This is a genomic window from Haloparvum alkalitolerans (assembly GCF_055381565.1).
Genome location: NZ_AP043938.1, coordinates 1,886,018 through 1,905,136, shown reverse-complemented (window position 1 = coordinate 1,905,136; position 19,119 = coordinate 1,886,018). Strand labels below are relative to the sequence as shown.

The window sequence follows — 19,119 nt, the reverse complement described above, 5'->3', positions numbered from 1 at the left end:
CAGGCGATTGGTCGCGTTCCGCGACGGTAACCGCACGACCACCGAGAGCCGATCCGCCGGCGGCAGTGATTCTCGATGTTGACAGAGACCGACGAGCACGCAGTGGCGCGTACCGGACTGGACGCGGCGGCGCTCAAGCCCGCCGAGTGCGACGTGTCGCGGGGGGCCGACCTCCCCGTCGACGCCGTCGCCATCGACTACGAGGGACGCGAGCACGTCCCGGAGCCGGACACCCTCGCCGCCCTCGCCGAGAACAAGCAGGTGTACCTCACCACGCCGGTCCGCGCCGACGGGTACGATCCCCTCGGCGACGACTCGCTGCTCGCCGACCTGCCGGAGGGCGTCCGCCGCGTCCTCGTGGCCGGCCACGGCGCCTATCTCTCCGAGGAGGAGGCGGAGCGAGCGGTCGCCCCCCGGATCGGCGCCGCCCGCGAGACGGCGCCCGACGCGTGGGTCGGCACCGAGGGCGTCGAGCGGCTGGCGATGGCCGCGGGCGGGACGCAGTACGAACTGCTCTCCCGGTCCACGGCGCGGGACCTCCGCGCGCTCCGCGCGACGGGGTTCGACGGCGAGGTCGCCGTCTACGCGCCCACCGTCCTCACGGACGACACCGACGAGGCGCTCGACGCGGTCGGCGCCTACGCCGCCCGACGCCGGCCCGTCGCCCGCGCGCTCCCCGACGGCGCCGCCACGGACGCCGCGGCGACCGACCGCGCCCGCGAGGTGCTCTCGGCGGCGGTCCACGACTTCGCCCTCGTCGGCAACCCCGACGCGGTGCGCGAGCGCGTCGACGCCCTCCGCGAGGCCGGGGCGGACCGCGTCGTCGGCTACCCCGCCCGCGGCGTCGACGACTTCCTCCGTCCCGCCGACCGTTCCTTATAAGCACGGGGCGACGAAGCGTCGTGTATGCCCCCGCACGTCGCCGTGGTCGGCGGCGGCGCCGTCGGCGTCACGACCGCCGGCGACCTCGCCGCCCGCGGCGCGGCCGTCACCCTGTTCGAGCGCGAAACGGTCGCCAGCGGCAGCTCCGGCCGCGCCGCGGGCGTGCTGTACGACGCCTACGCCGAGGACGTGGACGCCCGCCTCGCCGCGCGGTCGATGGACCGGTTCCGCGACCTCGCCGGACCCGGACCGGAGGGGTTCGCGTTCACGGAGCGCCCGTACGTCATCGCCGTTCGCGAGGGCGACGAGACCGCCGAGGCGCTGCCCGCCACGGTCGAGCGCATGCGCGCCCACGGCCGCGCGGTGTCGCTCGTGGCCCCCGAGGAGCTCGCGGACGCGTTCCCGCTGAAGACGGACGACCTCGCCGCGGCCGCCGTCGCGGAGAACGCCGGCTACGTCGACCCCGCCGCCTACACCGAGGCGATGGCCGCCCGCGCCCGCGAACTCGGCGTCGAGATCAGGGAGGAGACGCCGGTCGCGCTCCCCGCGGACGGGTTTTCCGAAACGGCGGACGCGCCCGCGGTGCTGATCAACACCGATGCCGCTCCCGACGCCGACCCGAACCGCGAGCGCTTCGACGCGGTGGTCGTCGCGGCCGGCGCGCACACGAAGCGCCTGTTCGCGGCCGCGGACCGGCCGCTGGCGGTCAAGCCCTACCGCGTGCAGGCGCTGACGAGCGCGGCGCCCTACGAGGGGCCGATGGTGTACGACGCGACCGCGGGCGTCTACTTCCGGCCGCATCCGACCGGCCTGCTCGGCGGCGACGGGACGGAGCCGGTGGAGGCGGACCCGGAAGCGTACGACCCGACCGCCGACGACTGGTTCGTCGGGAACGTCTCGACCGCGCTCCGGGAGCGCGCGGAGTACGCGACCGAACCGGAACGCGCGTGGGCCGGCCTCTGCACCGCGACGCCGGACGGCGACCCGCTGCTCGGCGAGGTCGAGCCGGGGCTGTTCGTCGGCGCGGGGTGGCAGGGCCACGGGTTCATGCGCGCGCCGGCCCACGCGGAAGCGCTCGCGGAGATGGCGATAGAGCGCGCGGAGCGGGGACTGCCGAGTTCGGCCGCCGACGCGGAGGACCCCCTCGACGCCGCCATCGGCCCCTTCGACCCGACGCGATTCTCCGGCGCGGAGGAGTTCGAGATCGCCGAGGGAATGGCGGTCGAGAACCGCTGAGACGGAGGTGCCGAAAAATCGGGCGCCGGCCGCGAGTCAGTTCCCGGTGAAGTCGATCCGGGAGCCGCCGGCCTCCTCGTCGCGCTCGGCGGGACCGACGCGGACGAACTCGTACTCCTCGTCGGTGAGGTACACCGCGCCGTCCTCGGCCGTCACGGCCACGCGGTCGAGCGTCGCGCCCTCGCAGGGGCCGAAGTTGCAGTAGCCCGAGCCACCCTCGAACGTCGCGCCGTGCTTGCGGCAGAAGATCTCGCCGTTCCGCACGAAGCCGCCGTCGCCCTTGTTCAGGCGCACGTCGGTCCAGTGCTGGCAGTAGTTCCGGTAGGCGGCGACGCCGTCCGACAGGCGGATCAACAGCGCCTCAACCTCCGGGTCGCCAGCGTCGTCCGCGCCTACGTCGCCGGTGTCGTCGGCCACGTCGCCGACCGGGCGGAGCGTCACGAGCAGCGTGGCGTCGTCGGGGACCTCCGAGAGATCCGCGACGCGCCGGTCCTCGTCCATGTCCGCGGCGAGGAGCGCGCGGCGTTTGAACGTTCCGCGTTCGTCGGTGTGGCCCAGCGTGCTCCACGGCCGCTCTCGAGGGGTCATGCGGAGGGTGTCGAGCACGGCCGGATCGCGTGGGTGGCGTCCAGTTCGCGTGTCCCGGGCGGGTCCCCTGCGACGCTATTTCTGTTCCCGCTGCTCCTTCCGCTGCTGGGCCAGCGCCGCCCAGAAAGCCCCAGCCGTCGACGCTGGCCCGATCTCTCGGTCCGTTCGCGGACTTCCGTCAGTCGTGTCTGAACGACCGCGAACCGGTGAACGCCATCGCCATGTCGTGCTCGTCGGCGGCCGCGATCACGTCCTCGTCGTTGACCGAGCCGCCGGGCTGGACCACGGCCTCGATACCGGCCTCGGCCGCCTCCTCGATGCCGTCCGGGAACGGGAAGAACGCGTCCGAGGCCATCACCGCGCCCTCGGCGGACTTGCCGTCGGCGTCCTTCTCGGCCTTCATCGCCGCGAGCGTCACCGCGTCCACGCGCGAGACCTGCCCCGCGCCGATGCCGACCGTCTCGGTGCCGTCCGCGAACAGGATGCCGTTGGACTTCACGTGCTTCAGCGTCTTCCACGCGAACACCATCGTCTCGAGCTCCGCGTCGGTCGGCTCGCGCTCCGTGACGACCTCGAGGTCGTCGACCGCGGGACGCTGGCGGTCGCGCTCCTGGACGAGGCGGCCGCCGACGAGGTCGTTCTCGGTGAGTCGCTCCGAGAACCGCTCCGCCATCGGCCCGAGGTCCCCCACGTCGAGCACGCGGAGGTTCTTCTTCTCGCGGAGCACGTCGAGCGCGGCGTCGGTGTAGCCGGGCGCGACGACGACCTCCTTGAACGACTCCGTGATTGCGTCGGCCGTCTCCGCGTCGCACTCGCGGTTGAGCGCGACGATGCCGCCGAACGCCGACTTCGCGTCCGTCCGCAGCGCGCGGTCGTACGCCTCCGCGAGCGTGTCCGCGACCGCACAGCCCGCGGGGTTGGTGTGTTTGATCACCGCGGCTGCGGGCGCCTCGAACTCCTTGATCAGGTTCAGCGCCGCGTCCGCGTCGTTGTAGTTGTTGTAGCCCATCCCCTTCGCGCCCTCGTTCAACTGGGGCGCGGAGACGACGCTCGCCTCCTCGCTGGCGTCGTCCGCGTACAGCGCGGCGTCCTGATGGGGGTTCTCGCCGTAGCGGAGCGTCGCCGCGCGGTCCTCCGAGACGAGGCGACGCTGCGGGAAGTCCCCGCCCGTGTCGCCCTCGACGCGGACCTCGCCGGCCTCGCGGTCCACCGTCACGCGGTCCTCCGCGAACCAGCGCACCGCCCGGGGATAGGCCGCGAACTCCGCTTGATATAGCACTCTATGCTTCAAGGAGTCCGCGTCGTCGTCCTCGTACACGGGGACCGGTTCCTGCGTGACGACGGGGCCGGCGTCGACCGCCTCGGTGACGACGTGGACGGTCGCGCCAGTCGTCCGAACGCCCGCGTCGAGCACCTGCTCGTGGGCGTCCATCCCGGGGAACGCGGGCAGCAGGGAGGGGTGGACGTTCAGTGCCGTCGGCGCGGCGTCGAGGAACGTCTCCGTCAGCACGCGCATGTACCCGTCCAGACAGACGACGTCGAAGTCGTAGCCCGAGAGCCGGTCGAGGATCCGGCGCTCGTGGGACTCCCGCGACTCGCCCTCCTCGCGGACGACGACCTCGGTGGGGATCCCCCGCTCCGAGGCCGCCTCCACGACGGGCGCGCCCTCCCGGTTGGTCACCACGACGGACAGCGCGGCCCCGGCGGGCGCGAGGTCGTCGATGTGCAGCAGGTTCCGTCCTCGGTTGCTCGCCATGCCGGCGATCTTCATACTCGCACGGTCCGTCGCTCCGAGTATAGGGGTTGCGGTCCGAGGCGCGGTTCGATCCACGTTCGGACACAGAAAAACCGGATCCGGCGCGGTAACCCGCCGGAAGGATGCACGGACGTGCCCCGACACCCTTTTGCGGGTGCCGCCGGGACGGTCGGGTATGACCGACGACGAAGCCACGATCCCGGGGCTCGACCGGGCGGATCCGCTCGCGGCCGTCTCGCCGCTCGACGGGCGATACGCCGGTCGCACCGCGCCCCTGTCGCCGTACGCCAGCGAGGCCGCATTGATGCGGGCCCGGACCCGCGTCGAGGTCGAGTACCTGATCGCGCTGGCTGACCTGCCCGCGACGGCACTGGAGCTCGACACGAACGAGCGCGCCGTCCTCCGCGACTGCTACGAGGCGTTCGACGCCGACGACGCCCGCCTGATCAAGGACCTCGAAGTCCGGGGCGCGGCGGGGTATGACGCGACCAACCACGACGTGAAGGCGGTCGAGTACTTCCTCCGCGTGACGCTCGACCGCGCCGCGGAAGCCGGCGACGTGGCCGACCCCGAGGCGATCACGCCGTGGATCCACTTCGGGCTCACCAGCGAGGACGTGAACAACCTCGCGCACCGCCTGCTCGTGAAGCCCGCGGTCGAGGCGGTGCTGGTGCCCGCGGTCCGGGACGTGCGGGACGAACTGGTCGACCTCGCCCACGAGTACGCTGAGACGCCGATGCTCGCGCGCACCCACGGCCAGCCCGCGACGCCGACCACCTTCGGCAAGGAGATGGCGGTGTACGCCTCCCGGCTCGGCCGCGGTCTCGGCCGCCTCCGCGACGCGACCGACGCGGTCGCCGGCAAGCTCGCGGGCGCCTCCGGAACCTACGCGGCCCACGAGGCGGCGTTCCCGGAGGTCGACTGGCGCGCGTTCGCCGCGGAGTTCGTCGCCGACCTCGGACTCGACCACGAGCCGGCGACGACGCAGGTGAACCCCTGCGACGACCTGGCGGCGGTCTTCGACGCCGTCCGCGGGGTCAACAACGTCCTGCTCGACCTCGACCGCGACGCGTGGCTCTACGTCTCGGACCGCTACCTCGGACAGGAGGCCGTCGAAGGCGAGACCGGCTCCTCGACGATGCCCCACAAGGTGAACCCCATCGACTTCGAGAACTCGGAGGGGAACCTCTCGAAGGCCAACTCCGACCTGACGTTCCTCGCGGACTACGTCACCACCTCCCGGCTCCAGCGCGACCTCTCGGACTCGACGGTCAAGCGCAACGTGGGCGCCGCGCTGGCCCACTCGCTGATCGGCTACCTGAAGGCCGCGGACGGGCTGGCGAAGGTCGTCCCCAACGAGCAGGTGATGGCCGAGGAACTGGAGAGCACGCCCGCGGTCATCGGCGAGGCGGTCCAGACGATCCTCCGCCGCGAGGGCGACACCGACGCCTACGAGCGCGTGAAGGCGCTCACTCGCGGCCGGCAGGTGACGCTCGACGACTTCCGCGACCTGTTCGACGAGTTGGACGTGGACGAGGAAGTCCGCGAGGAGCTCCACGCGCTCACGCCCGCGGGCTACACCGGCGTCGCGACCGAGATGGCTACAGACGCGGAGTAAACCCGATACTGCGATAGAGAATTCCGTGGTCTGACCGCGGTCGACCGGCGTCCCTCGATGGTGGTCGTCTGCCGACCCTTTTTAACCCGGAGCGACGCACACACCGCCAGTGAGCGTCGTCGTCGCGGTCAAACCGTCAGCGCGCAAGCGGAACGCGAAGGTGGGTCGGCTCGTCGCGGCGGAGGGGACCCGCCACGCGTTCGGGAGCCGCGCGGCCGCGGAGCGGTGGGCGGAGTCGCTCTCGACCGGCGACGGGCACGTCTGGATCGCGGCCGCCCACCCCGACGACGATGACGACGTCGACTGCTACCTCGTCTCGCGGGCGACGAACGCGAAACTGGAGGCGGCCTACGACAAGCGTCGTCGCCGGCTCCGGGGCGGAGAGGGGGGCGAACAGCAGTCGCTCGGCGGACCGGAGTAAGTCGACAGGACCGGACGCCGGTCGCGAAGGGTGAGGGGACACCGATCGAAGAGAAACCGAAACCGGTCGCTCGCGGTCGGAGCGTCGGAAGAAGCGCCGAGGGAGAGATTTGAACTCCCGTGTCCGAATGGACAGCAGATTTCGAATCTGCCGCCTTGGCCAGGCTAGGCTACCTCGGCTCACTCGTCGGTAGTCGGTTGCCAACTTTAGTGGTTTCGATCCGGACTCCCTCCGGCGGTCGCCCGCGGCGTTCGTGGCCCCCGACAGACCTTTGGGGTCCGGAGCGGACCTGGCGCACATGGATGTCCCCGAAGCGGCCGACGTGTGCGGCCGCGTGATGGACGAGGTCGGCGGCGCGGTGGTCGCGGACCGCGAGTTCCTCGAGCGCGTGACGCTGGGTGTGCTGGCGCGCGGCCACGTCCTGCTCGAGGACGTGCCCGGAACCGGCAAGACGCTGACCGCGCGGGCGTTCGCGTCCGCCCTCGGACTGGCGTTCTCGCGGATCCAGTTCACGCCCGACCTCCTCCCGACGGACGTGACCGGGACGAACGTCTTCGACGAGCGCGAGGGCACGTTCGAGTTCGCGCCCGGCCCGATCTTCGCGAACGTCGTCCTCGCGGACGAGATCAACCGCGCGCCGCCGAAGACGCAGGCCGCGCTGCTGGAGGCGATGGAGGAGGGCCAGGTGACCGTCGACGGCGAGACCCACCAGCTGCCGGAGCCCTTCTACGTGATCGCGACGCAGAACCCCGTCGAGAGCGAGGGGGCGTTCCCGCTCCCCGAGGCCCAGCTCGACCGCTTCGTGGTCAAAAGCTCCATCGGCTACCCGGACGCGGACGGCGAGGTCGAACTCCTCCGGCGTCGCGCCGGCCGGGTCGAGCAGAGCCCCTCCGTCGAGCGCGTGCTCGACGAGACCTCGGTGCTGGAGCTCCGCGAGACGCCCGAGACCGTCCGGATGGACGACGACCTGCTGGAGTACGTCGCCGACCTCGCGCGGGCGACCCGCGAGGACCGCCGCGTCGAGGTGGGCGTCTCCCCGCGTGGCACCCAGCGATTGTTCGAGGCGGCCCGCGCACAGGCCGTGATCCGCGGCCGCGAGTTCGTCACCCCCGACGACGTGAAGACGGTCGCCGAGCCGGTGCTGGCCCATCGCCTCGTACTCACGCCGGACGCCACGGTCGACGCCATCCTCAAGCGGAAGGTGATCCGCGAGGTGCTCGAGCGCGTCCCCGTTCCGACGATCGCGGAGGAGGCGGGGGCCTGAGCGTCGGTCTCCGTCGGTGTCGGCCACGCTCGGCCGGCGCCGCGCTCATCGGAACGCGGTGACGACCGCGACCGCGCCCAGCAGCAGGAACACGAGCGCCGCGACCGGCTGTCCCCCCGTCGCGGCGACGTAGGTGCCGTACGCGACGCCGCCGGTCAACAGTCCGACGAGCCCGTTCGTGCCGGCGTGGACGAACTGGTTGCGTCGCGAGCGCGCGTCGCGGCCGACGTGCTCGCCCAGCGAGAGGGCGTGGTCGGCGGCGTCCCACGCCAGCGCCAGCGCCACCGCGGCGGCGACGAGCGGAGCGGGGTCCGCCCCGGAGAGGCCGGCGACGACGAACCCGGCGGCGTAGAGAACCACGGCCCACGTCAGTGCCCGGCGCGATCCGCGGACAACTCCGACGAGAAACGCCAGCAGGCCGACGGTCGCCGCGAGGGCTCCCTGCGCGCTGGCGGCGGCGCAGGCCAGCACCGACAAGAGGGCGAGGACCGTCGCGGCAACGACCGAGGTCGGGGGCGGCCGGCGGTCGATCTCGGTCATCCGTCCCACCGCCTGCTCGCGCCCGCGACCGCCTTCGGGAACGACTCGTCGCCCCACTCCACGACCCGGATCCCGCGCCCGCGGAGGTCCCGGACGCGCCCGTCCCGCTCGAACCGAGCGACCGTGGCGCCCACGGTCCGGTCCGAGGTCGGGTCCGGCGAGACCACCGTCACGAGGTGGCCGTGCGCGTCCAACCGCTTGGCGACGCGCACGGGGTACCGGTCGGCCAGCGGCGAGAACAGGATCACCTGCGCGTCGGCGGGGAGCCGGCGTCGGAGTCGCCGGAGCCAGACCGACGCGTAGAAGACGCCGTCGTCGTCGGGCGTCGGCGCCAGCGCGGGGTGGGTCGCCAGCAGGTCCCGCGCTCGCACCGCGTGGTCGGTGCCCGCGCCCGGCGGGAGCCAGCAGTCCCGCCGCGAGACCGCCGCGATGCCCGCCCGGTCGCCGCCGTCCTGTAACGCCGTGAACGTCAGTCCGGCGGCCTCGACGCTCCGCTCGACCGCGTTCTCCGCCTCCGGCGCCGGCGCGACGTACGCCTCCTCGCGGGCGTCGACCAGTAGGACGACCGTCGCCGCCCGTTCCTCACGGAGCTCCAGCGTCGCCAGCTCCCCCGTCCGCGCGCGTCGGTTCCAGTCGATCCGCCGGAGCGGGTCGCCACGGCGATACTCGCGCGTGGCGTAGAACTCCACGCCGGAGCCGCCCACGTCGGTCGGCACGCGCCCGTGGTACTGCGTCGTCAGCCCGCGCAGCGGGAGGTCCGCCCCGGCGTCGAGCGTCGGCGCACACCGCAGCGTCGTCGCCGCCGCGACGCGCGTCTCGCGCTCCCGCGCGCCCGCCGGCGACCGCGTGACCGCGCGGAGCGGTTCCCAGTCGTGTGACCCCCGGACCGCACGGACCCGGTACGAGAACGTCGCGGTGGCGCCGGGTCGGAGGGCCGTGGCGAGCCGCGCCGGCGTGTCGACGACTTCCAGCGCCGGCGGGACGCCGTCGACCAGTCGGAGGTCCGCGAGCGTCGCCGAACCCTCGTTCGTGACCCGCACCGTGACCCGAACCTCGTCGCCCGGTTCGGGCGCAGTCTCGTCGAGACTCCGACTCACCGCGAGGCGAGCGGGGGGCGCGTCACCGTAATGCGCGTAGATGGCGTACCCCACGCCGACGGCGCCGACGAGCACCAGCGAGGCCTGTCTGGCGATCACGCCCGCGGCGATCACCAGCAGTGTGACCCCCGCGACCCCCTCCCACCGGTTCGTCTCGAAGGGCGAGTACGAGGTGACCGCGTCGTCGAGGCCGCCGTCCGCCCGCTCGCCAGTACCGCCGCCTTCCGCGTCCCGGCTCACGATCCCTCCCCCTCCTCACGGAGCGCCGTTACGGTCCGATCGACGCCGTGTCGGAAGAGCGAGCCGCCGCGCAGCCGAACCCGAACGCGCGTCCGGAGCGGGTACCCCAGCGACGGCGCGAGGAACGCCGCCGCCGCGGCGTCGTCGGTCCACGACCCGTCCGCGAGCGCCGCCTCCGCCTCGGCGGGCGTGTAGCCGTGCGTCGCGACGAGTCGGTCCGTCGCCGCCTCCCGGATCCGTTCGCGGAGGCGGTTGCGGAACCGCGAACCGCCGCGGCTCCGCGGGTCGACGCGGCGGAGCCAGTCGTCGACCTCCGCGCCCGGCACGTCGACGACGTAGCGCTCCTCGGGGTCGCCCAGGTCGAGCGAGACGTACTCCGTCCGGCGGCGAGCGCCGGCGTACCGGATCCCCTGGACGGCCGCGAGCACGCCGACCAGGGTGACGAACGCGTAGCTGAAGTCGAACAGCCCCGCGATGCCGCGCTGGAACACGGCGAGAAATCCGGCCAGCAGGGCGGCGACGCCGACCGCCTCGGCCGCTCTCATCGGTCCGTCCCCCGGTCCCCGTCGGCGTCCGCGTACGCTTCCTCGATCCGCCGGAGCGCCTCGACCGCCCGCCGCTCGCGCTCCTCCGTCGGGGCGGCGCCGCCGTAGCGCACTTCCTCGAACAGCGCCGTCAGCGCCTCGGCGTCGTCGCGGTCCACGCCCGCCGCGCCCGCCGCGTCGGCGAACTCCGCGGGCGTCGTGGACTGCGGATTGTCGACCTCCAGCGCGTCGGTCATCTCGCGCCACGCACGGAACACTTCGTTGTCCACGTCCGCGTCCGCCTCGATCCGGTCGGCGGCCGCCCCCGCGGACCGGCCGAGCGCCGCGACCTCCGGCGGCTCCTCGGGGTCGTCCTCCCCGGGTCCGCCCGCCGCGTCGGCCTCGTCGTCGCGGCCCGCCGTGATCAGGAGGACCGCGCTGGCGACGACCGCGACGACGAGCAGCACCGCGAACAGCGCCGTCGGCGTCGAGACCGTCTCGCCGGCGCCGCCGAGCCCGGCTGACCCGCCGGCCCGCCCGAAAAGCCCGCCCTCCGTCTGATTGCCCAGCCCGAGTCGCAGGTCCCGGTCCAGGGCCTCGGGAGACGAGCAGAAGGCGAAGACGTACCACAGCAAGCCGATCGGCAGGAACAGCGCGCCGGCGACCATCACGCCCGCGAACGGCGACCCCGTGTCGCGGTAGGTCAGCCCGAAGAAGAGGGCGAAAAGCAGCGCCAGCCCGGCCAGCGCCGGCGGCGACCGGAGCCACGGGACGCAGTCGAAAAGCGGCGCGATCTGCGTCGACGCGGCGGGGGCGTCCTCGCCCAGCGAGTCGGGGTCGTCCGGTCCCACGCCCGTCGACTCCCCTCCACCGCCGCCGAAGCCGCCGCCGTCGGGTTCGACGGCAGTGTCGATGGTGGCCGCGGCGACGCCGAGCGCCGCGAGCGCGAGGAGGGCGACCGCGACCGCGGCGACGGCGTCGCGTTGCACGTTCGCTCGGTGATAGTTCTGGCAGGAATACTTTTCGGAGAGGTCCCCGCAGGACGCCGCCCGACCGGGCGGTGTGGCGTGAGTCGACCGGCCGCGCCAGCCGCGGAGCGAAGCCGTCGGCGCGAGTGCCGTCTCAGCCGCTCGGAACGGACGGAAAGGCTATGTCCTCCGAGCGTGCTATCTGTTCACATGAGCATCTCTCCCGCCGACGTGACGTTTCGCGTCGCGGACCCGGACCCGGCCGCAGCGGAGTGTACGGACCTCACCTGCTCGACCGCCGCGGAGCTTCTGGAACCGGCCGTCGTCGTGGGCACCGTTCTCGCGTCGGTTCTCGCGCTCGTGGCGTTCGCGTACCTTCGCGACGCCAGGGGACGCTGCCGAGAGGAGGGGCGTCGCGTCGCGGACGAACAGGACGCCTTCGAGGAGTTCGCCGCTCGGCTCCGCGACCTCCCGGCGGGACGCCCGGCCGGTGCGGGGCGGTCCGCCTCGCCACGCGGGCTTCCAGCCGGCGCCGCGAGTGCGGTCCCGGCGACCGGTCGCGACCCGACGTTGGACCGCGTAAAGCGCGCCTATCGCGAGACCGTGATGAGCGTCCCCCACTACGAGGAGGAGTACGACGACGACTTACACGCGAGCGTCGCCGCGGAGCTCGGCGACGACGCCGCGGCGGCGCTGGTCGCGAGCGACGGGCTCACGCCGGACCTCCGGGAGGGACTCACGACCCGCACCCGCGAGGCAGTCCGCCGGCGCGAAAACCTGACCGACGCGCTCGACGCCGAGCGGGACCGCCTCGACGACGCCGAGACGCGACTGGCGCGGATCGACCGCGAACGACGCGCGCTCGCCGAGCACCTCGACGGCCGCGTCGCGGACAGCTTCGACGCCTGCGCCGACGTCTGGCGACGCCTCGGCGAGCTCGAACAGCGCTGTGCGGCGGTGGCGAGCGACCGGCAGGCGGAGATCAGAAACCCACCACTCGACCGCCCCGAGAGGTCGCCCTCCTTCTACCGGTACCTCTACGGTCGGGACCCGGGCGCGGACCATCCGGTGCTGGCCGAGGTGGCCGCACTCGTGAGCCGCATCCGCGCCGACCGCGAGCGCGTCGAAAAGCGGCTCGCGAACGCGCAGTGACGGCCGGGGCTCGGATCAGCCGTCGTCGGTGGCGTCGGTCGCGTCGTCGCCTTTTCGGCCCTCGCCGTCCTTCCCGTCGTCGCCTTTTCCGCCCTCGCTGTCCTTCCCGTCCTCGCCGTCCTTCCCGCCCTCGCCGTCCTTCCCGCCCTCGCCGTCCTTCCCGCCCTCGCCGTCGTCGCGATCGGTCTCGCCCTCGTCCGACCCCCCGTCCGCGCGGCGAACGACCACCGTCTCGACCCGCATCCCGTCCACGCCGGTCACCTCGACCGTGTGGCCGTCGACCGTGACCGCGTCGCCATCCTCCGGCGGCCGTCCGAGCCGGTCGGCGACGAGGCCACCGATCGTGTCGATCCCGGGCCACTCCGCGTCGAGTGCGGTCCCGATCTCCTCGTCGAGCTCCGCGAGCCGGACGGCGCCGCCGACGGCCAGCGTCCCGTCCTCCCGCCGATCGATGGCGGGCTCCGGCGTGACCGCGTCGAACTCGTCGCGGATGTCGCCGACGATCACCTCGACGAGGTCCTCGATCGTGACGATCCCCTCGAAGGCGCCCCACTCGTCGATCACCGCCGCCATCTGCGTCCGGCGCTGCTGAAGCTCCGCCAACAGGTCGGCCACGCTCGTCGTCTCCGGGACGGCGTGGATGTCGCGCGCGAGGTCCCCCGCGGTCACCGCCGGGCCCTCCGCGCCCGCGGCCTCGGCCTCCGCGGCGTTGACGCCCGCCCGGATCACGTCCTTCGCGTCGACCACGCCGACGACGCGGTCGGGGTCGTCCGCGGCGACGACCGGATAGCGCGTGTGGCCCGCGTCGACGACGACCGTCCGCAGTTCTGACAGCGACAGGTCCGTCGTCACCGTCCGCACGTCCGGTCTCGGGACCATCGCCTCGCGAACGCTCACGTCGTCCAGTTCGAAGACGCTCTCGACCATCTCCACTTCCGTGCCCGCGACGTTGCCCTCCTCGCCGGCGCGCGCAAGCGCCATGCGGAGCTCCTCCTCCGTGAGCGTCTCGTCCGTCTCCGAGGCGGGGGGGACGCCGAGCGCGCGCGTGAACGCGTTCGCGGTGCCGTTGAACACCACGAGTCCCGGGTAGAACAGGAAGTGGCAGACGCGCATCGGCGCCGCCACGAGCAGCGCGATGCGCTCCGCCTGCGCGATGGCGATCGTCTTGGGCGCCAACTCTCCGAAGACCACGTGGAGGAACGTGATGACCGAGAACCCGACCGCGAACGCGACCAGATGGACGAGACTCTGGGGGAGGAACCCGCCGAGCACGGGCTCGATAAGGGCCGCGACCGCGGGCTCGCCGATCCACCCCAGTCCGAGCGAGGCGAGCGTGATCCCGAGTTGCGTCACCGCGAGGTAGTCGTCGAGGCTGTCCATCGCGGCGTCGAGCGTCTCGGCGCCGGGCTTGCCGGCGTCGACCATCGACTCGACCGCGGTCGCCCGCACGCGGACGTACGCGAACTCCGCGGCGACGAAGAAGCCGTTCAGCGCGACCAGAAACAGCGCGACGAGGACCCGCCCCGCGGAGATGGCGAGGTCTACCACCGCTGCCCTCCGACGCGACGGGATGGAACAGGTGACGAGCGAATATCAGGCATACCAGACAAATCTACTCCCCCGGTACTAAAACGCTCCCGTGGGGTTACCGGACCGCCCGCCCGGAGCGCTGGCTGTCGACCCCCGGGGGTTTGGAGGATATTGGGGGTCGATGGAAACGTTTGAGTGAAAACGGGGCGTAATCGGTCTGTGTCCGGGGAACGGGGCACGGTTTCAGACGAACCCTTGTGGGGTTGAAGCCTTCCGCATCGCGTCTAAGCGGCGACACCACCATTGTTTCAGACGAACCCTTGTGGGGTTGAAGCACGCCGTCAGCGTAGACGCGGTAGCCGGTCCAGTACGTTTCAGACGAACCCTTGTGGGGTTGAAGCCAGGCCCGCCGGAGGTCGCCCTCGAAGTAGTCATCGGTTTCAGACGAACCCTTGTGGGGTTGAAGCGCGGACGCGGTCGCTGAACTGGCGGCGTTCGCGGCCGTTTCAGACGAACCCTTGTGGGGTTGAAGCGTTCGCGGGCTCGTTGTCGAGTGCCTCCGCGCCACCGTTTCAGACGAACCCTTGTGGGGTTGAAGCCGGGTTGGTGTCGTCTAAGAACACCGTCTGCGGGGGGTTTCAGACGAACCCTTGTGGGGTTGAAGCAAGGTCTCACCGTCGTCCGTCTCAGTCGTGTGGGGCGGTTTCAGACGAACCCTTGTTGGGTTGAAGCCACGTCCAACACCTCGACTTTCAGGACGACCGCGAGTTTCAGACGAACCCTTGTGGGGTTGAAGCAGGACGTAGAAACGCTGCTGCTCGCGATGCAGGAGGTTTCAGACGAACCCTTGTGGGGTTGAAGCAACCCTGACCTGCTGATGCTGGTGGTCGACGGCCTGGTTTCAGACGAACCCTTGTGGGTTGAAGCCCGATCGGTACCCCCATCGAATCCGGGTTCAGCTACCCCCACGTCCACAGCGAGTCGAAGACGAACCGGTAGAGTCCGCTGATGAGGATGGCGGCGACGTTGGCGATCAGGTACGTGATCGCCGCGAACTCCACCAGCCCGTAGAGGACGCCGAGCTGGATCGGGATCGCGGAGCCCCGGACGACGTTCGTCTTGAGCAGCCCGGCGAGGTAGTCGTGGAGGCCGGTGTTCTGGGTCGCCCGGAACGTCCACGCGTTGTTGAGCACGTACGAGAGAACGATCGTGATCTCGATGGCGATCGTCGCGCCGACGAGGTAGTTGAGCCCGCCGACGTCGACGAACGCCCACAGCAGGGCCATCTGGATGCCGGCGGTCGTGGCGCCGACGATCACGAACCGCCGGAGCTGCGTCGCGACTGGCCCGCTGAGGAGGTTTCTGAGAAGGGACCGGAGCATCTAGCGGTAGCCGAGCGCGGAGAGTTGGGCCTCGAGATCCTCGTCGATCTCCTCCTCGTCGCCCGCGTCGTCGCCGGAGTCCGCCTCCTCGCGGAGGCGGGCGACGTGGGACGCGACCGCGGGCGCGAGCCGCTCGATGGCGGCTGCCTGCTCGGGTGTCGGGTCGTCGGCGAGGTTCGCCTGCTGGTCCGGGTCCGAGGGCCGGTGGTACAGCTCCGCCTCGCCGGTGTCCGCGTTCTCGATGTAGGTCCAGCCGTCGTCCCGGGCGCTCACGAGGAGGTCGCCGTCGTCGAGCGAGCGCGGGATGGGCTGGGCGGTCAGCTCCTCGCCGCGGACGGTGACGGAGACGACCGGCTCCGCCGGCTCCGCCGGCTCCGAATCCGCCCCCGTCTCGGCCTGGGTCTCCGCGACCGCGCCGCCGTCCGACGCGACCGCCGGTTCGGACTCCGCCTCCGCGAGGTCGTCGGGCGCGCGGTCGGCCCCGGGGGAGAGCAGCGACTCGCCCTCCCACGCGTCGGGCGCCTCGATCCCCAGGAGGTCCGCGACCGTCGGCGGGACCGCGTCGAGGCCGACGGGCCGGTCGCTGCGGTCCGACTCCACGCCCGGCGCGTCGACCAGTAGCGGGACGTGGATCAGCTCGTCGTACAGCTTGGGATAGTGTGCGAGGTGGCCGTGCTCCTGGAACTCCTCGCCGTGGTCGCCCGCGAACACGATCGCGGTTTCGTCGCGGAGCCCCTCGGCCTCCAGCGTCTCGAGCAGGCGGCCGATGCTGGCGTCGACCTGCCTGACGGCGGCCTGATACAGGGTTCGGAGGTCGTCGAGCGTGCTGTCGCCGACCTCCAGTCCGAGCCCGGTCCGGGTGTGCGCGAGCAGCATCCGGTGGGTGCCGACCGTCTGGTCGGAGACTTCCCGGACGTATCGGGGCGCGGGGACGTAGGGCGTGTGCGCGTCCATGTAGTGCACCCACAGGAAGAACGGCTCGTCGTCGTCGCGCGACTCCACGAACTCGGTCGCCGCGTTCTCCACGTCGAACATCCGCGAGGTGTCGAGGAAGGGGCGGTCGTCGCTCTCGCCGCGGAGCTTCGCGCTCAGGCGTCGGAACGGGGAGGCGGCGAGCTGGAGCCACGCCTCCACGGTCGGGTGGGTGGCGAGGTACTTGCCGTAGATGCTGGCGTTCACGTCGGCGACGAACGACTCGAACTCGTCGAACCCCTCGTCGTACCCCCAGTAGGAGGTGAGGAAGCCGTTCGCGGCGTTGAACCCCGCCGTCGAGACGCCGGCCTCGGAGGCGACCTCCGCGATGGTCGGCCGCCCCTCGACCCCGATCCGGCCCGAGTCGGTGAACACCGGCTGCGAGGCCATGATCGAGGGGAACGAGAAGGGCGTCCAGTTGCCGTTCGCGAAGCCGCGCTCGAAGACGACGCCGCGGTCGCCCAGATCGTCGATGACGGGCGTGCGGCGCTCGGCGTCGTACGGGCCGATGGCGTCGGTCCGCAGGGAGTCGACCGTGACGAGAAGAACGTTCGAACGTGGAGATGTGCCGTCCATGGTGGTCAGTCCCGACACGCGTCCGAGCGCCGTCGGCCCGCCGCGAGTGGACCGTTCGGCGCCGGCGTCTGCCGCGACCGGCCCCCCAGGACCCGTCCGCGTGCCAGTAATTGGCTACAGCGTACGCGAGAGAACTTGATTAGTGTTTCGTCACGTCGGACGGCCGACGGAACCGGTCGCGGGGACCGAACGGCGCCTTACAGCCCGGCGTAGGGGCCGCCTTTCGCCGCCGTCAGTCGCTCGACCTGCTCGTCGCTGAGGTCGACGGCGGCGGACGCGAGGTTCTCGGTCAACTGGTCGACGGTGCGGGCGCCGACGATGGGCGCGGTGACGCCGTCGCGGTGTTGCAGCCACGCGAGCGCGACCTGTGCGGGCGAGGCGTCGACCTCGTCGGCGACCGCGTCGAGTTCGTCGTGGAGGTCGAAGTTCTCCGCGGTGAGGTACGACTCCTGGAACCGGTCGGAGGCGGCCACCTTCGACTCCTCCGGCAGGTCCTCCTCGCGGTCGTACTTGCCGGTCAGGAAGCCCTGTCCCAGCGGGCTCCACGGGCAGACGGCGAGGTCCTGCTGGCGCGCGAACTCCAGGTAGTCTCCCTCGATCTCCCGGTCGACGAGGTTGTAGCGCGGCTGGAGCACGCTGAACGGCTCCCACCCCTCCGCGCGAGCGATCTCGTTGGCGCGGGCGACCTTCCACGCGTTCGGGCGCAGCGTCGACGCGCCGAGGTAGTGGACCTTCCCCGCCTCGACGAGCGCGTTGAGCGTCTTCATCAGCTCGCGCGCGTCGGTCGCGTCGTCCCAGCGGTGGATGTAGAGCACGTCGACGTAGTCGGTGTCGAGTCGCTCCAGCAGCGCGTCGATGCGGTCGCGGACGTTCTTCCGGTTCGTGCCGCGGCTGTTCGGGTCGCCGTCGCGGATCTGCCAGTAGATCTTCGAGGCGATCGTGTACCGCTCGCGGTCCCGCCCCTGCAGCCACTCGCCGATCCACTCCTCGCTCGCGCCGCCGCCGTACACGTCCGCGGTGTCGATGTAGCGGCCGCCCGCGGCGTCGTAGGCGTCGAGCAGTTCCTTCGCGCGCGTCTCGTCGATCTCCGTCTCGCCGGCGTCGTTCTCCTTGCCGAACCGCCACGTGCCGAGCTGCAGCTCGCTCGTGTGGATGCCGGTGCCGTCGAGTGAGACGAAGTCGAGGTCGAGCTCCTCGGGTGATCGAGTCATCGCGTGAGCGTTCGTCGCGCGCCCGCAAAAGGTCACAGGAACCGGAAGTTCCCGCTCGCCGTTTCCCGGCTCGGGCTCCGCGAACGGCACCGAACATCTTCGGCACACGGCCGTTGTTCGTCCGGGGCATACACCTCGACATGAGCACGTCCACCACGGACCGACCCGCCACCGAGGGAGCGACCGCGGACGAGGAAAGGGGCGGGGACGAGGAGAGGGTCGCGGACGAGGAGAGGGTCGCGGACGAGGAGAGGGTCGCGGAGGCGACCACGACCGTCACGGTCCGCTGTACCGGCCACGTCCGCACCGAACTGGGGACCCACGAGTTCCCCTTCACGTTCGCGGGCGAGACCCTCCGCGAGTTCCTCGCCGCCCTGTTCGAGGAGCACCCCGGACTGGAGGAGCTACTGATCGCCGAGACGGAGGCCGAGGCGACCCACCGCGGCTGGGCGACCCCGCCCGAGGACCTTCCCGGAACCTGGGTCAAAAACCCCGAGGGCGAGCAGACGGTCGCGTACGCCCGCATCCTCGTGAACGGCCGCTTCAACGAGCAGCAGGCGGGCTTCGACACGACGCTCGAGGAGGGGGACCGCGTCGCGCTCGTCTACCCATTCATGTTCTGCTGTTGAGTCCGTTCGCGACCGGGTCTGCTCGAACGGCAGGCGGGACTTCTCGAACGACAGACGGACCCTCTCGGACGACGGGCGAGGTCACCGCGGTCCGCCCTCGCGCTCGCGGTCGCGGTCCTCCTCCAGCGTTTCGACGCGGTCCTCGAGTTCCTCGATCCGGCGCTGTTCGGGGTCTGAACCCCCGGATTTGGATCGGACGAAGTACACGACGATCCCGATCAGCGCGACCGGGATCGCGAGGAGCACGAGGAAGACCACGACGAGGATCAGGAGCTCCGGACCGCCCGGAATCTGTGCGGGAACCATCACGGACGAAGGACGGCGCTCTCGAAAATAACTGTATGGGTGACCGCTCCGACGGCGCTCGGGGCAGGAGCCGGAACCCCCGGTGTGCCCTCACGAGGGGAAGCGGAAATCGACCGCCTCGCGTCCGGGCTCGACGACGCCGAACAGCCAGTATCTCTGAAGAGAAAATACACCAAAAATATCGGTTTTCGGACGTGTCGACGAACGGTCGATAGTGGCCCGAATAG

The 19,119-nt window shown here is 71.7% G+C and carries 18 protein-coding genes, 1 tRNA gene and 1 CRISPR repeat array; of the genes, 7 read left to right on the top strand and 12 right to left on the bottom strand.

Annotated elements, in window-relative coordinates; genetic code table 11:
- The first annotated feature begins 75 nt into the window (after positions 1-75).
- A complete protein-coding gene (locus ACZ432_RS11805; protein ID WP_426962228.1) occupies positions 76-882 on the top strand; it encodes a DUF7388 family protein in 807 nt (268 codons plus the stop codon).
- A 24-nt stretch (positions 883-906) separates the two neighbouring features.
- Positions 907-2,118 carry an NAD(P)/FAD-dependent oxidoreductase gene (locus ACZ432_RS11800; RefSeq protein ID WP_426962229.1) on the top strand — a complete coding sequence of 404 codons (1,212 nt, stop codon included), beginning with the start codon at positions 907-909 and terminating at the stop codon, positions 2,116-2,118.
- Positions 2,119-2,154: 36 nt separating this feature from the next.
- Here ACZ432_RS11800 and ACZ432_RS11795 read toward each other — a convergent pair whose 3' ends face one another.
- Together ACZ432_RS11795 and purH are read right to left on the bottom strand one after the other, a co-directional pair.
- Complete coding sequence (locus ACZ432_RS11795) at positions 2,155-2,619, bottom strand: Rieske (2Fe-2S) protein (RefSeq protein WP_426962408.1); 465 nt, start codon at positions 2,617-2,619, stop codon at positions 2,155-2,157.
- 265 nt (positions 2,620-2,884) lie between these two features.
- Complete coding sequence (gene purH / locus ACZ432_RS11790; RefSeq protein ID WP_426962230.1) at positions 2,885-4,477, bottom strand: bifunctional phosphoribosylaminoimidazolecarboxamide formyltransferase/IMP cyclohydrolase; 1,593 nt, start codon at positions 4,475-4,477, stop codon at positions 2,885-2,887.
- 160 nt (positions 4,478-4,637) lie between these two features.
- On the opposite strand from purH, the gene purB reads away from it, so the two are divergent.
- Positions 4,638-6,080: an adenylosuccinate lyase gene (gene purB, locus ACZ432_RS11785; protein WP_426962231.1), complete on the top strand. Its 1,443-nt coding sequence runs from the start codon at positions 4,638-4,640 to the stop codon at positions 6,078-6,080.
- A gap of 109 nt (positions 6,081-6,189) precedes the next feature.
- The gene (locus ACZ432_RS11780) at positions 6,190-6,501 is read left to right on the top strand and encodes a hypothetical protein (RefSeq protein ID WP_426962232.1); all 312 of its coding nucleotides are present in this window, start codon (positions 6,190-6,192) and stop codon (positions 6,499-6,501) included.
- Positions 6,502-6,595: 94 nt separating this feature from the next.
- Here the strand turns inward: ACZ432_RS11780 and ACZ432_RS11775 are convergent.
- Positions 6,596-6,680: transfer RNA gene (locus ACZ432_RS11775), tRNA-Ser, on the bottom strand.
- 119 nt (positions 6,681-6,799) lie between these two features.
- Here ACZ432_RS11775 and ACZ432_RS11770 point away from each other — a divergent pair.
- The gene (locus ACZ432_RS11770; RefSeq protein WP_426962233.1) at positions 6,800-7,765 is read left to right on the top strand and encodes an AAA family ATPase; all 966 of its coding nucleotides are present in this window, start codon (positions 6,800-6,802) and stop codon (positions 7,763-7,765) included.
- A gap of 45 nt (positions 7,766-7,810) precedes the next feature.
- Here the strand turns inward: ACZ432_RS11770 and ACZ432_RS11765 are convergent, their stop codons facing one another.
- The 4 genes from ACZ432_RS11765 to ACZ432_RS11750 are packed head-to-tail and all read right to left on the bottom strand — an operon-like array spanning position 7,811 to position 11,155.
- Positions 7,811-8,305: a DUF7519 family protein gene (locus tag ACZ432_RS11765; protein WP_426962234.1), complete on the bottom strand. Its 495-nt coding sequence runs from the start codon at positions 8,303-8,305 to the stop codon at positions 7,811-7,813.
- Entirely contained in the window at positions 8,302-9,645 is a 1,344-nt protein-coding gene (locus tag ACZ432_RS11760; protein ID WP_426962409.1) for a DUF58 domain-containing protein, read from the bottom strand. Before ACZ432_RS11760 ends, ACZ432_RS11765 begins: the two co-directional genes overlap by 4 nt.
- Positions 9,639-10,187 (bottom strand): DUF7269 family protein, encoded by a 549-nt coding sequence (locus tag ACZ432_RS11755; protein WP_426962235.1) that lies wholly within the window; start codon positions 10,185-10,187, stop codon positions 9,639-9,641. Before ACZ432_RS11755 ends, ACZ432_RS11760 begins: the two co-directional genes overlap by 7 nt.
- A complete protein-coding gene (locus ACZ432_RS11750) occupies positions 10,184-11,155 on the bottom strand; it encodes a DUF4129 domain-containing protein (RefSeq protein ID WP_426962236.1) in 972 nt (323 codons plus the stop codon). The genes ACZ432_RS11755 and ACZ432_RS11750 overlap by 4 nt, the downstream gene beginning before the upstream one ends.
- A 189-nt stretch (positions 11,156-11,344) precedes the next feature.
- On the opposite strand from ACZ432_RS11750, the gene ACZ432_RS11745 reads away from it, so the two are divergent.
- Positions 11,345-12,286, top strand: coding sequence for a DUF7260 family protein (locus ACZ432_RS11745; protein ID WP_426962237.1), 942 nt, complete (start codon positions 11,345-11,347; stop codon positions 12,284-12,286).
- 15 nt (positions 12,287-12,301) lie between these two features.
- On the opposite strand, the gene ACZ432_RS11740 is transcribed toward ACZ432_RS11745, so the two are convergent.
- The 4 genes from ACZ432_RS11740 to ACZ432_RS11725 all read right to left on the bottom strand — a co-directional run bounded on the left by ACZ432_RS11740 (position 12,302) and on the right by ACZ432_RS11725 (position 17,957).
- Entirely contained in the window at positions 12,302-13,834 is a 1,533-nt protein-coding gene (locus ACZ432_RS11740) for a hemolysin family protein (RefSeq protein WP_426962238.1), read from the bottom strand.
- 222 nt (positions 13,835-14,056) lie between these two features.
- Positions 14,057-14,744: a CRISPR direct-repeat array (repeat unit 30 nt; unit sequence GTTTCAGACGAACCCTTGTGGGGTTGAAGC).
- A gap of 31 nt (positions 14,745-14,775) precedes the next feature.
- A complete protein-coding gene (locus tag ACZ432_RS11735) occupies positions 14,776-15,198 on the bottom strand; it encodes a GtrA family protein (RefSeq protein ID WP_426962239.1) in 423 nt (140 codons plus the stop codon).
- Positions 15,199-16,746 carry a sulfatase gene (locus ACZ432_RS11730; RefSeq protein ID WP_426962240.1) on the bottom strand — a complete coding sequence of 516 codons (1,548 nt, stop codon included), beginning with the start codon at positions 16,744-16,746 and terminating at the stop codon, positions 15,199-15,201.
- A 197-nt stretch (positions 16,747-16,943) separates the two neighbouring features.
- The gene (locus tag ACZ432_RS11725; protein ID WP_426962241.1) at positions 16,944-17,957 is read right to left on the bottom strand and encodes an aldo/keto reductase; all 1,014 of its coding nucleotides are present in this window, start codon (positions 17,955-17,957) and stop codon (positions 16,944-16,946) included.
- A 140-nt stretch (positions 17,958-18,097) separates the two neighbouring features.
- Here ACZ432_RS11725 and ACZ432_RS11720 point away from each other — a divergent pair, with 140 nt between their 5' ends.
- Positions 18,098-18,586: a MoaD/ThiS family protein gene (locus ACZ432_RS11720; protein WP_426962242.1), complete on the top strand. Its 489-nt coding sequence runs from the start codon at positions 18,098-18,100 to the stop codon at positions 18,584-18,586.
- Between the two features lie 81 nt (positions 18,587-18,667).
- Here the strand turns inward: ACZ432_RS11720 and ACZ432_RS11715 are convergent, their stop codons facing one another.
- Complete coding sequence (locus ACZ432_RS11715; protein WP_426962243.1) at positions 18,668-18,892, bottom strand: preprotein translocase subunit TatA; 225 nt, start codon at positions 18,890-18,892, stop codon at positions 18,668-18,670.
- Positions 18,893-19,119: the final 227 nt, after the last annotated feature.